12 protein-coding genes are annotated in these 12383 nt (G+C 52.3%); 7 read left to right on the top strand and 5 right to left on the bottom strand.

Going from position 1 to position 12383, the window contains the following annotated elements:
• Position 1: 1 nt before the first annotated feature.
• The 4 genes from R70723_RS13920 to R70723_RS13905 form a co-directional block, all read right to left on the bottom strand.
• On the bottom strand, positions 2-364 hold the full coding sequence (locus R70723_RS13920) for a BlaI/MecI/CopY family transcriptional regulator (protein ID WP_039872857.1): 363 nt from the start codon (positions 362-364) through the stop codon (positions 2-4).
• Positions 365-589: 225 nt separating this feature from the next.
• Positions 590-1231: an ABC-2 transporter permease gene (locus R70723_RS13915; protein ID WP_039872856.1), complete on the bottom strand. Its 642-nt coding sequence runs from the start codon at positions 1229-1231 to the stop codon at positions 590-592.
• Entirely contained in the window at positions 1232-2095 is an 864-nt protein-coding gene (locus R70723_RS13910) for an ABC transporter ATP-binding protein (protein WP_039872855.1), read from the bottom strand. It lies immediately after the preceding gene.
• Positions 2092-2472 carry a GntR family transcriptional regulator gene (locus tag R70723_RS13905; protein ID WP_039872853.1) on the bottom strand — a complete coding sequence of 127 codons (381 nt, stop codon included), beginning with the start codon at positions 2470-2472 and terminating at the stop codon, positions 2092-2094. The genes R70723_RS13910 and R70723_RS13905 overlap by 4 nt, the downstream gene beginning before the upstream one ends.
• Before the next feature lie 240 nt (positions 2473-2712).
• Here R70723_RS13905 and nikA point away from each other — a divergent pair, with 240 nt between their 5' ends.
• From nikA to R70723_RS13875, 6 genes are all read left to right on the top strand, one after another.
• Entirely contained in the window at positions 2713-4221 is a 1509-nt protein-coding gene (gene nikA / locus R70723_RS13900) for a nickel ABC transporter substrate-binding protein (RefSeq protein ID WP_039878747.1), read from the top strand.
• Positions 4221-5162, top strand: a complete 942-nt coding sequence (gene nikB, locus R70723_RS13895) for a nickel ABC transporter permease (protein WP_039872851.1) — start codon at positions 4221-4223, stop codon at positions 5160-5162. The genes nikA and nikB overlap by 1 nt, the downstream gene beginning before the upstream one ends.
• A 1-nt stretch (position 5163) precedes the next feature.
• A complete protein-coding gene (gene nikC / locus R70723_RS13890) occupies positions 5164-6012 on the top strand; it encodes a nickel transporter permease (protein WP_039872850.1) in 849 nt (282 codons plus the stop codon).
• Positions 6012-6803, top strand: a complete 792-nt coding sequence (locus R70723_RS13885) for an ATP-binding cassette domain-containing protein (RefSeq protein WP_039872848.1) — start codon at positions 6012-6014, stop codon at positions 6801-6803. The genes nikC and R70723_RS13885 overlap by 1 nt, the downstream gene beginning before the upstream one ends.
• Positions 6800-7567, top strand: a complete 768-nt coding sequence (locus tag R70723_RS13880) for an ABC transporter ATP-binding protein (RefSeq protein ID WP_039872847.1) — start codon at positions 6800-6802, stop codon at positions 7565-7567. Before R70723_RS13885 ends, R70723_RS13880 begins: the two co-directional genes overlap by 4 nt.
• Before the next feature lie 76 nt (positions 7568-7643).
• A complete protein-coding gene (locus R70723_RS13875) occupies positions 7644-8513 on the top strand; it encodes an alpha/beta fold hydrolase (RefSeq protein WP_052421311.1) in 870 nt (289 codons plus the stop codon).
• 67 nt (positions 8514-8580) lie between these two features.
• Here R70723_RS13875 and R70723_RS13870 read toward each other — a convergent pair whose 3' ends face one another.
• The gene (locus tag R70723_RS13870; RefSeq protein ID WP_144026938.1) at positions 8581-10965 is read right to left on the bottom strand and encodes a polyprenyl synthetase family protein; all 2385 of its coding nucleotides are present in this window, start codon (positions 10963-10965) and stop codon (positions 8581-8583) included.
• A gap of 385 nt (positions 10966-11350) precedes the next feature.
• Here R70723_RS13870 and R70723_RS13865 point away from each other — a divergent pair, with 385 nt between their 5' ends.
• Positions 11351-12376 carry a siderophore ABC transporter substrate-binding protein gene (locus R70723_RS13865; protein ID WP_039872845.1) on the top strand — a complete coding sequence of 342 codons (1026 nt, stop codon included), beginning with the start codon at positions 11351-11353 and terminating at the stop codon, positions 12374-12376.
• Positions 12377-12383 lie beyond the last annotated feature (7 nt).

Here is a 12383-nt window from a genome sequence, read left to right as displayed (position 1 = left end):
CCTATTCCTCCTCTTTCTCATTAATCAGCTTCAGCAGCTCGTCAATCTCCTTGTCCTCCAGCTTGCGGCTGCGGGTAAAGGCCGCAAGAAAACGGGGCAGTGAGCCCCCGAACGTCTCTTCCACGAACCGCTTGCTCTGCTCGGCATGAAATTCCTCCTTGCTGATCAGGGATACCACCGTGCCCTCTCCGTTATGGAACATCCCCTTACCCTCCAGCCGCTTCAGCATGGTATAGGTAGTGGACTTCTTCCAGCCCAGCTCTGCTTCGCACAGCTTCACCAGCTCCCCGGAGGGCAGCGGCTCCCCCTTCCAGATCAGCTCTGCCAATCTGGCCTCTGTTTCCGTCAGCTTTACTGCTTTCAATATATTCAGCTCCTCATGGTTTACAATCCGTAGACCTCCTGTTTTTACCAGTTTACAACCTGTAGACCGATTTGTCGATACATCAGCACACAAAAAAACAGCGGGATTACCCGCTGTCACACCTTTTCCACCTGTTATTTCTCAAGCATACCCGGGAATTCGTCCAGCAGCATGCCGCTAGTCAGCATATCGTCATAGTTCCACATGTTTTGTCACCACGGCAGGCTAGAACTCCTTACTCTGCTGAATCCGCACAGACACCAGATAAGATACCGCAAACATTACTAATGACAGCATCAGGAAGCCTGTGCCAACCTCACTGCCGTTAAAGTTAACGCTTTTCCCGGTAAAATTCATTAGTGCCCATACACCGATCCGCAAGCCTACTGATATCCCTGCTGACAGAAACAGCATCATTTCATTTTTTTCCACACCAAATTTCAGGATAGCCGGAAAGCAGAGCGAAATAGTAGAGATCGAAAGAGACAAGCCAAAGGTATAACCGTTCCACAGCTGGGCAAATCCGGCAGGGTCAGCCGCTTTTAACATGTTAAGTACCGGAGTACAGAGGCTGACTCCAATTCCCATAACGATCAGCATGATAAAAGAAAGATATTTGGCATGGATAACCGTACTGCGTCTGACCGGAAGGGTAATCTCCATTCTGTTCCAGTTAGCCGCCTCATCCACCTGCTGCGAAGCGCCAATGCTCACCGAAAACACCATAATCTGCCCGGCTATCACTGCATTAAGAGCTGTAATATCACTGGCAAACAGAGATACAAGCAGCAGACATAACGATATGCCCAGAGACACCTTTAAGTTGCTTTGCATGGAATAGTAATTGTTTAAGAGCAAGCCTCTCATTTACCTCTCCCCCTTTACCAGAAACAGCAGAATCTCATCAATCGAAACGTTATCAACAACGATCCCGTCATATTTTTGCGCAAAAGCCTGGCGGTCCCCCACCAGCACATCGGTCTGAAAATCCCTTTTCCTGTAGCACAGCCGGTCCGCCGTCTCAATGCGTATGAACTGCTCCTGGCGGCAGCGGGCAATACCATAGTTGTAGATCAGCTCGTCCTTGGGGGCCGTCAATATGATTTTCCCCTGATGGATGATGGTAATGAAATCGGCGATTTTCTCCAGATCACTTGTAATGTGGGAGGACATCAGAATAGAGCGGCTCTCATCCTCCACAAACTCCTGAAACACCTCCAGTATCTCCTCCCGGGTAACCGGATCAAGCCCCGAAGTGGCTTCATCCAGAATCAGCAGCTTGGGACGGTGGGACAGCGCTGCGGCGATCGCCAGCTTCATCGACATCCCGCGTGAGAAATCCTTGAGTCTCCGGTTCATTGGCAGGCCGAACTTTCCTGTAAGCCTTATGTACTCGTCCTGATCCCATTGCCTGTAAATACCGCTCATTACCTTTGCCAGTCTAGCCGGGGTGAGGATGCCCGAGAAATTGGCCGCATCCAGCACGACTCCAATATCTTCTCGGATTCCGGTGTCCTTGTCTGTCATCGTTCTCCCCAGCAGCTTTATAGTGCCGCCGTCAATTTTAACCGTGTTCAAAATGGATTTGATGGTGGTGGTCTTACCCGCTCCGTTCTCACCGACAAAGCCCATAATCATCCCGCTGGGAATCGAGAACGAAACATTGTCCAGGCTGAAATCAGAGCCGTTATACGTTTTGGTCAGACCGTCTACTTCCAGGTTATATATCATCTGGTATCCTCCCCGTAAAAAAGATTAAGTAATTCCATCAGCTTCTCCCGCCTGATCCCGCTGCTTCGGGCAATTTCTACGGCTGTGATCAGATGCTCTTCGATTCTTTTTTGCTGCTCCTCCTGAACAAGCTCCTTATTCAGCGCAGACACGAAGCTCCCGCGCCCGACAGTCGTCTCAATAAACCCCTCGCGCTGCAAATCCTCATATGCCTTCTGAACCGTAATGACACTAACCTGAATGGACTTGGCCAATGCCCGCATGGAGGGAATGCTGTCTCCCGCCTTCAGCTCACCGCTCATAATCATGGCTTTAATCTGGGCTGTAATCTGTTCATAGATCGGCTTGTTGCGGTTATTACTGATGATAATTTCCAAACAGCTCACTCTCCTGCCGCCAAGTGTACTTATTGTACCAGTACAATATAGCTTATTCATCGGAAATTGTAAATAGTTTCAATTTTAAATTAAGCCTTGATTAATCGTAATTTTTACGATAACATATTTATTCGTAACTATTACTAATTAAGAGGGTGCATCATGAAAAAGAATACACAGCTGTCTTCACTCCGTTTTTTCTCCTCACCTAAAGCCTTCCGGCTCTGCCTAAGCCTGCCAATGCTCATTATATTAACTCTTTTAAGCGCCTGTTCAGAGGCTTCACAGAATACAGCGAACCAGGACGCGGATAAAAAGCATATTCATTTCCTTTACAACTTCTCCACCCGCTCACTAGATCCGCATATTGATTCCAGCTATGTCCCGCTGCGCGCCGGCATTACCGAAACGCTGGTGAAGCTGGATGAAGAGCAGCTGAAGGTAGTTCCTTGGCTGGCTGAATCGTGGGAGGGTGACGACGGTGTGAACTGGGTCATTAACCTGCGTGAAGGGATCACCTTCCACAACGGCAAGGCAATGGACGGTCCTGCTGTAAAAGCTTCCCTGGAGCGGGCTATGAACGAGAACGTAGCCATCCGTAATGCGCTAAATATCGGACAGATTGAGGTAGAAGGCAATCAGCTGCAGATCACTACAACCCGGCCCTTTCCGGAGTTCATCAGCGAGCTGGTTAACCCTAACGTGTCCGTCATTGATGTAACAGAAGGCGATTTTAACACAAAGCTTACCGGAACCGGCCCGTTCAGGCTCACCTCCTTCGCCCCTGGCAGCAAGCTGGAGCTGGAGCGCTATGATGCCTACTGGGACGGAGCTTCCAAGCTAGATTTCGTCACCTTCTCGTTCAATGAGGATGCCAATGCCCGTACGCTTGCCCTGCAGTCGGGCCAGGTGGATATCGTCTACCGCCCTGAAGTAGAAAGCCTGGAAGTGCTGCGCGCCCAAGAGGGCATTGAAGTGGAGGCTACCTCAACCTTCCGCGTACATCAGATGACGATGAACATGGAACGTACCAGCATGCAGGATGTCCGGATCCGCCGGGCGGTAGACGCACTGATTAACCGTCAGCAAATTGTAGACACCATCCTGCTGGGCTACGGAGAAGCGGCCAAAGGTCCTTTCCTGCCTTCCCTGCCGTTCGCCCCTTCCTTTGAGCCGGGTCCAAGCGGTGAAGCTGCAGCGGTCCAATATCTGAATGAAGCTGGCTATACGCAGCAGGACGGAATCATGCAAAAGAACGGTGAGCCGCTTCAGCTTGTATTGCTTACATACAGCGCCCGCGCTGACCTGCCGTTGATCGCCCAGGTGTTCCAGTCTGACGCCAAGCGGATCGGAATACAGGTTGAAATCCGCCAGATTGATACGCCCGAGGATTATATGGCCTCGAACCGGGATTGGGATCTGGCTACCTACAGCAATCTGACCGCACCCCGCGGAGATGCCGGCTATTATCTGAATGCCACCTATCACCCGGATGGAGCACTGAACTTCAGCGGTGCCGAACAGCCGGAGCTGACTGCCATTATTGATAAGCTTAACCAGACAGTAGGCGCTGATGAGCGTGCTGCACTCGCAGAACAGGCGGCGGCTTATGTGCATGAGCAGATGATCAATTCCTTTATCCTGCATCCGTCAACCATTGTCGCTTACAACAAGGATAAGGTTACGAACTGGGTGACTACCCGGAGCGAGTACTACATGATTACAAATAAACTGGATGTCACGAAATAATGCTGCGGCTTATCACCCGCAAGTTTCTTGAAGTCGTCCTGTTTCTGTTGTTCATAACCTTTATCAGCTTTCTGTTCATCCGGCTTGCTCCCGGAGATCCCGCACTGACCATATTGAACGTGGATGAGCTGTCGGTCAGCCAGGAGCAGATTGAGGCGCTGCGTGAGGAAATGGGCTTTAATGATCCGCTTATCGTCCAGTATGGACAATGGCTGGCCAAGTTTCTGAAGCTGGATTTCGGCAATTCCTATGCTACCGGCGAGCCTGCCGTAAGGCTGATTGCTTCAAGCCTGCCGACGACTCTCGAGCTGACGCTGGGCTCACTCGCCGTCATGCTGGCCGTAGCATTACCGCTGGCCTCCCTGTCTGCACTTTACCGGGACAGCTGGCTGGATAAGCTCAGCCGCACCCTGTCGGTGATCGGAGCCGCTGTGCCCAGCTTCTGGCTGGGGCTGATCCTGATTGACCTGTTCGCCGTCCAGCTGGGCTGGCTTCCAACGATGGGACGGGGCGGCCTCCCGTCCATGGTTCTGCCTTCGCTGACCCTCGGCCTGGCTATATCAAGTGTCTATCTCCGGCTGCTCCGCTCAAGTCTCTTGGACTCGCTTAGTGAGGAATTTATAATTTCCGGGAGAGCGCGCGGCATTCCGGAGTGGCGGATCTTCTGGGCCTATGCCTTCCGCCACAGCCTGCCGCCGGTTGTTACGGTATTTGGAGTAAGCATCGGAAGCCTGATCGGCGGCGTTGTCGTCATCGAGGTGCTGTTCGCTTATCCGGGTATCGGCAAATTAGTAGTGGATTCTATCCGCCAGCGTGATTATCCGGTTATCCAGGGCTACATTCTGGTAATGGCCGTTACTGTATTTGCGGTCAATACTGGAGTAGATTTGCTTAACCGTTATTTGAAGCCTGAAGTCAGATTAAAGGGAAGGAGAATGTAGCATGATCCGCTTGTTTAGGCAGTCCGGGAACGGCCTGAGAAAAAAAGTCCAGCTTGGCACAGCGTCCCTAACCGCCATTCTCCTTCTGTTTATTTACATCTATACCGCCTTTGTTCTCCGCCATGACTCCACCCTGACTGACCTGAGTATCCGCCTGCAGGGATCAAGCCTGACTCATCCGCTGGGCACAGATCATCTGGGCCGCGATGTGCTGACCAGGCTTGTGCTCGGCGGACAGCAGACCGTCGGCTATAGCCTGCTTGCCCTGGCAGCCGCACTGTTCATCGGTACGGCGGCTGGCATGCTTGCCGGCTTTAAGGGCGGCTGGCTGGACCGTGTATTCATGCGCATTGCCGACGGCTTCCTGGCTTTTCCCGATATGATCGTCGTTATTGTGCTCAGCGGCCTGCTTGGTCCCGGTCTGCACAGCATGATTATTGCTATTGTCATGGTAAAATGGGTCAGCTATGCCCGGGTAGTGCGCACTACCGTCATGACCGAATCCCGGCAGGATTATATGCTGGCTGCGCAGATTAACGGATTGTCTCCGGCAAAAATGCTGGGCCGTCATCTGCTGCCGCATGTTGCCGGCCAGGTGCTTGTCCTGGCCAGCCTTGACCTCGGCAAGGTGATTCTCCTGATCTCCTCCCTATCCTATATCGGGCTTGGCGTACAGCCGCCGACTCCGGAATGGGGCTCGATGCTTAATGATTCGCGCCCCTACTTTCAGCTTGCACCGCAGCTGATGCTCTATCCAGGCCTCGCCATTGTGCTGCTGGTGCTGTCCGTAAATATGCTGGGCGATTATCTGAGAGACCATTTTGATGTCAAAAAGGAGGTTCGGGCTTAATGCTGCAATTTGATCAGATTACTATACGCACCTCTTCCCGCACACTGGTCGACAGTGTATCCCTGAACGTCCAGCCTGGTGAATGGCATGCACTGGTCGGCCAAAGCGGTAGCGGTAAAAGCCTGCTCTCCCGCAGCGCCGGCCAGCTGCTCCCGCCCGGACTGTCTGCGGAAGGCAGCATCACACTTGGGGGCACAGAGCTGCTCGGGCTGAAGCGCAGTGCTCTCCGTAAGCTGTTAGGCCGCCGGATGTCCTACATTTTCCAGGACTATCAGGCTGCCTTCGCCCCATTCCGTACCATTGGACAGCATTTCAGGGAAGCCGTCGCCACGCACGACAAGGAGCATCTTAAGGAAGCCGCAATCCGCACTTCAGCCGCTCTCGAATCGGTCGGTCTGGACGGCAGTCTGGCAGCGCGCTATCCGTTTCAGCTGAGCGGCGGCCAGCTGCAGCGTGCCTCCATTGCTCTGGCCCTGCTGTTCTCGCCTGATGTACTGGTCGCAGATGAAGTAACTACAGCCCTGGACAGTGTCAGCGGTCATCAGGTAATGGGCCTGCTGAACCGGCTGAGGCTGGAAACCGGCTGCTCCATCCTCTTCATCACGCATGACTGGCGGCATGTCAGACGCTATACTGACCGGATCGCCGTTATGAAAGAAGGCAAAATTGTCGAATCAGGGGGGACACACCGGATCCTGGACCATCCCCGGCATGAATACACCCGCCAGCTAATTGCTGCCGCACCGGTGCTCTCGCGTCTTCCGTCTGGCTTACAGGAGGCACAATCATGAATACTCCACTGCTGTCCGTAGAACAGCTGTCCAAGCATTACAGTAACGGTAAACAAGCCATCAAGGCTGCAAGCTTCCGGTTAGACCGCGGGGAGAGCCTGGGCCTGGTCGGGGAGAGCGGCTGCGGAAAAAGCACGCTGGCCCGCTGCCTGCTGCAGCTTGAGCCCATAAGCGGCGGTGCCATTGTCTTTAAAGGACAGCCCATTCAGCAGCTTAACGAGAAGCAGCTGAATCCATACCGCCGCGATATGCAGATGGTCTTCCAGAATCCCGCAGCGGCGCTGAATCCGCGGCTGCGCATCAGGGATTCCCTCCTGGACCCTTATAACCAATACAGCCGCCAGTTGCAGCACTCCTATTTCAGCTGCACCTCCCGCTCCGCTTTTGTCGCTGAGCTGCTGGAGGCGGTAGAGCTCTCTCCTTCGCTGGCGGACTGCTATCCTCATGAGCTGAGCGGCGGGCAGAAGCAGCGGGTAACGATAGCAAGGGCTATAAGCATTGAACCCGCCCTGATTGTACTCGATGAGCCTACGGCCAGCCTGGACGTCTTATCCCAGGGCGCCATCCTTACTCTGCTGGAGCAGCTGCAGCGTGATCTGAAGCTGGCTTATCTGTTCATTTCCCATGATCTGGCTGCGGTCAGCCGGATGTGCAGCAGGCTGCTCGTTATGCGTGAGGGAGAGTTTGTCGACAGCTTTACCAGGCAGGAGATGTTTGCGGAGGACAGGCATCCTTACACAAAGGAGCTTATTTCTATTTTTTAATTCCTTGTCCGTTCAGTTCTGGTCGTTTACAATGAAATCAATTGATAATGATTCTTAATTGACTGGAGAGATGAACATGTCCGGTACCAAGGCGCATACATTCGGCAGCAGCCATTACATAGAGACCCCAGACGGCCGCAAGCTTCATTACATGGAACAAGGAACCGGTCCGGTGACCGTCGTCTTCGAATCAGGCATGGGCATGTCCCGCTCATGCTGGGGACTGGTACAGCCCCCGGCCGCAGGACATGCCCGTGCTGTTGTCTACGACCGGGCTGGCAGCGGCCGGAGCGAGCCGGACCCTGCTCCCCGGACGCTTGCGAGAATAACCGGGGACCTGCTCTTCCTGCTCGGAGAGCTTGGCAGCGGCCCCTTCCTTCTGGTCGGCCACAGCTGGGGCGGTCCTATTGTACGCAATGCTGCAGCTAAGCTGGGCCCTGCAAAGATCATTGGAATACTGCTGGTCGATCCTACCGACGAGAACTGCGGCCTGTATTTCGAAGAAAAAACAGAGCGGCATTACGGAAGAATGGACTTTCTGGTTCCGCTCATTATGAAGACCGGCCTGTATAAGCTGCTCGGCAGCAGACAAGGCAAGGTCCTGCCTGCGGATGTCTATGCCGATCACAAGCGGGAGGACTTCAGCAGGCAGGCGGGTACAACCATGCTTGCCGAGGGCAAGGATTTCATCAAGGACCTGAAGGCGCTTCGCGGCAAGCAGGTTCAGCCCGGCTCGATCCCGCTGACTATTCTCTCGGGCACCTACATATCCCGTATGGAACGCAAAATGAGACCGCTGCTGCATGCTGCCCATCGTAAATCAGCTGCCGGTCACCCGGATGGACGTCTCGTAGAAGCCCCGAAATCCGGTCATATGATTATGTATACCGAGCCGCAGCTGATTGTAGAGGAGATCCAAAGAATGGCTTCCCGGACGAACGGCTAAACGGCTAATCAGCTTGCACATTTACATACAAAAAGCCCGCATCCTGTGCGGGCTCATTGCTATTCATTTAACGCTCCCGGTTAACCACATATTGAAGCAAATGCTTTAAGAAGGAGGTCTTACGGGGAATTTCTTTTAACGCGTCGCTTGCATGGCAGTAATGCTGCCACATCTCCCTGCCGGCACCGTCAATACCGAGCACCGAGACAAAATTGGACTGATTGTTAACAGCATCATTGCCGGCCGGCTTACCCAGCACCTGCGCTTCACCTTCCACATCCAGCAGATCATCCCTGATCTGAAAGGCAATGCCCATATGGTAGGCAAACCTTTTGAGCGCAGCAAGCTCATCCTCCTTAACCTCAGCCAGCATCGCCGGCATAACCAGACAGGCCTCAAAGGCAACCCCCGTCTTATAAAAGCATACCCTGTTCAGCTCCTCCAGTGTAAGGACTCTGCCTTTTGAATCCAGATCCATCATCTGCCCCATGCACATATCTTCAGCCTTTTGCGCTGAATAGCGGATCAGGGCGAGCACCGTCTCCGGCTTGAACCGGTTCAGTGAGGCCTGCTGTCCGATTGCCCGCTGGATAAGATACAGTCCGGCTAATTCAGCAACCGCGCTGCCGTGCACCTCATGCAGTGTTTCCCGTCCTCTGCGGGTAGCCGCATTATCCTGCGAGGGCAGATCATCGAAGATCAGGGATGCCGTATGCATGTACTCCAGTGACCGCAGAAGCGGGGTGATGGCCGATGACTCCAGTCCGTATTCGTTCACCCCCATTACCCAGGTCAGGATCGGGCGCACCCGCTTCCCGTCCCCCTCCAGGCTGTAGTTGGCTGCATGGATCAGCCGTTCCTGCATGGCCGGAATATGATCGGGCTTCGCAAACGGCAGCTCATCATTAATCAGGGCTCTGACCTCATGAAGAGTGTGTGTGAATGCCTCCTGCTCTCTTGCATCCTCCTTCAGCTGCTCAACCACTCCGTCCCGCAGCAGCTTATCGAAAAAGTCTACGTCATCCGCCTTGCTTACCATTCTCTGCAGCAACCGGTCGAATTCCCTGATCCCGCCTGCAAAAATCCGCATTGTCTCCTTATACTTCTCCGCTCCCGCCCGTTCCTTATACCGCTTAAGCCCGTTGATTGCACGGTCGAGAATGACCTCGCGCGCTTTGGCATCCGAATGATAGACGGTATGAATCAGATTGGATACCACCGCCCAGTAGACCTCAAACGGATTGATCAGATCCGGCCGCTGCTGATGATGCTGCAGATAATAGGTGTAAGGAGTAACTGCACCGTCCTTCAAATCCTGCTCCATATCAGCGAAATCATCGGCCAGCTGGTTATAAATCCCGAAATAAAAGGTCCGCTCTTCAAAGCCTTCATCCTGCGCAGCGCTGAGCACAGAGCGGGCAACCAGACGGGACGAAGAGGACTTCAGGATAACGGGAACGTACAGCTCCTCATTCGTATATTCTGCATGCTCCAGTGACTTGATCCGGTCAATATCCTGGGCTTCGAAGAATACATACGACTGTGCAAAAAAGCTCTGCCGGCTCCCTTCCTCCTGATGCTCGCTGATATAGATAAAAGCTTCTGTAAGCTCTGCATGGATATACCGGATCAGCGCCTTATTATCCCCCTCCCAGACACCTAACCCGGGTACTTCCCCGGTTAGCAGCGCGGTACGGATCAATGCGGAATACTGCTCCTTTTCAGCGCCTGTCAGAATGCCGGAGTCCAGCAGATCATCCACAAACGGGTAAGTGAGGCCATAGGAATAACCGAGCCTTACCGCTTCATCCAGCCGCCTGGAGCGCTCCTCCGGTGCTGCGTCTTCCCCTATTTCCTCCATTACATGCAATACAACCCCAATGATAATTTTGATCAGCTTGCGCTGGGCATGCTCAGCATTCAAGCCTTCCGGAATATTCGCCGCAACGGCCCTTAATTTCTTGAACACCCAGATTACCGCAGATTCAATGCCTTCCTTCTGTGCCCAGCGGTATACCTCTGCCGGATTCATGAACTCAGGCCGGCCTTCAGCATTTTTACCCAAGGGCTTAAGCAGATACCCTGTCACATCCGATACCGTTCTTGCAATCCGCCGCTTGGTCTGCGGACTATTCAGATCCTTGCCCAAATCCCTCATATAAATGTAGGAAACACTGCGGTCCAGATAATCATTCAGCTTGCCCGTGACCTTAAGCCATTGGATATACCGGTAAAAGTCACGGGTGTCAGGCTTGCTCCCGGCCCGTGAGAACAGGGATAATCCGGTAAACCGGCGTATATGATTTTTTTTCCACAAATGAATGTCTCCGGTCAAATCTGCCAGATACGTTTTGTCTGTTACCCGGCTATGGAGTGCAGTATAGTAGCTCACTGCCTTCAGCTCCGCTTTCCGGTACTCCCTTGCAGCTGTATTCTCAAAGTTTTCTTTCATACGATGCACAACCCCTGGATCTTATTTGTTAATACTCAGCTGTATTTTTTGCTGCAGAACGGATTCAGCTCCGGCTTTTATCCTTATACGGGCAATGCGCAGGATGGTTACGCAATCACGGTGAAGCTTCAATATTCCATATCTATGAATCCGGTTACACTAGCAGCTCAAGTATGTGAGAGTTTGAACTTTTTAAATCATTTGATATAATACAAACTAATGAGATTGAGAATCACTATCACTTGACGATATTTCCGCAGCGCTATTAACCAAAAAGGAGCTGATGATTAATCTACATATTGCGCTTGAGGAAATATCAAGATAATGATCTCCTCAATACAATATTCTGCTTGTGACTCAAGCATATCTGACTAGGGGGATAAATATGAAAACATTCAAATTCACAGCATTAACGGCTATTCTGGCAGGAAGTCTGGCATTAACAGCATGCTCCAATACAAGCAATGAGCCAGCCAATGCCGGAGCAGCAAATTCAAATACTGCTAATACCAGCGCTCCTGCGACGGTGGAAATTACGGATGCCCACGGAACGGTTACAGTTCCTGTAAATCCGAAGAAGGTCGTTGCGCTTGATAACAGAACCTTTGAGACACTGAGCTCCTGGGACATTGAATTAGCGGCTGTACCAAAGGATGTAATGCCAGCGGATTCACCATATGTAGCGGATGAGGCTGTACAAAATATCGGAAATCACCGTGAGCCCAATCTGGAGCTGCTGGCCTCTATCGAGCCTGACCTCGTCATTGTCGGCCAACGGTTCGCCGGCTTCTATGAGGATATCAAAAAGCTGGTTCCCAACGCAGCCATCATTGACCTCAATTTTGATGTTTCCGCAGAAGCAGGAACACCCGGAGCAAATCTGGTAAACGGTCTTAAGGATGCTACAACCAATCTGGGTAAAATTTTTGACAAAGAAGAGGAAGCTGTCAAGCTGACTGCTGATTTTGATAAAGCGATTGAAGCGGCTAAATCCGCCTATAACGGAACTGATAAAATTATGAGCGTTGTCGTATCTGCAGGTGAAATCGGCTTCTCGGCTCCTCATTCCGGACGTGTCTGGGGCCCTCTGTATGAAGTATTCGGCTGGACATCCGCTTTAGAGGTTAACAATGCCTCTTCTGATCATCAGGGTGATGATATCTCCGTTGAAGCTATTGCCCAAAGCAATCCTGACTGGATCTTTGTACTGGATCGTGATGCGGCCGTATCCGCTGAATCGGATTCTGTGCCTGCACAGGACGTAATTGATAATGCACCCGCTCTTAAAAACACAACGGCTATCACTAAAGGACAGATTGTTTACGCTCCGAACGACACCTATACTAATGAATCCATCGAGACGTTTATGGAGCTGTTTGACGACCTTGCGGCTGCTCTAGCTAAGCAGTAAAAAGGAG

It is taken from the genome of Paenibacillus sp. FSL R7-0273, assembly GCF_000758625.1.
Taxonomy (GTDB): domain Bacteria; phylum Bacillota; class Bacilli; order Paenibacillales; family Paenibacillaceae; genus Paenibacillus_AQ.
Note: the sequence above shows the minus strand (reverse complement) of the source record. Positions and strands in the feature narration are given on the sequence as shown.

Coding starts and splice junctions, on each gene's coding strand:
- nikC (WP_039872850.1), top strand. CDS start 5,164: ATGATCCGCTTGTTTAGGCAGTCCGGGAACGGCCTGAGAAAAAAAGTC.
- R70723_RS13865 (WP_039872845.1), top strand. CDS start 11,351: ATGAAAACATTCAAATTCACAGCATTAACGGCTATTCTGGCAGGAAGT.
- R70723_RS13875 (WP_052421311.1), top strand. CDS start 7,644: ATGTCCGGTACCAAGGCGCATACATTCGGCAGCAGCCATTACATAGAG.
- nikA (WP_039878747.1), top strand. CDS start 2,713: ATGCTCATTATATTAACTCTTTTAAGCGCCTGTTCAGAGGCTTCACAG.
- R70723_RS13870 (WP_144026938.1), bottom strand. CDS start 10,965: ATGAAAGAAAACTTTGAGAATACAGCTGCAAGGGAGTACCGGAAAGCG.
- R70723_RS13915 (WP_039872856.1), bottom strand. CDS start 1,231: ATGAGAGGCTTGCTCTTAAACAATTACTATTCCATGCAAAGCAACTTA.
- R70723_RS13880 (WP_039872847.1), top strand. CDS start 6,800: ATGAATACTCCACTGCTGTCCGTAGAACAGCTGTCCAAGCATTACAGT.
- R70723_RS13910 (WP_039872855.1), bottom strand. CDS start 2,095: ATGATATATAACCTGGAAGTAGACGGTCTGACCAAAACGTATAACGGC.
- nikB (WP_039872851.1), top strand. CDS start 4,221: ATGCTGCGGCTTATCACCCGCAAGTTTCTTGAAGTCGTCCTGTTTCTG.
- R70723_RS13885 (WP_039872848.1), top strand. CDS start 6,012: ATGCTGCAATTTGATCAGATTACTATACGCACCTCTTCCCGCACACTG.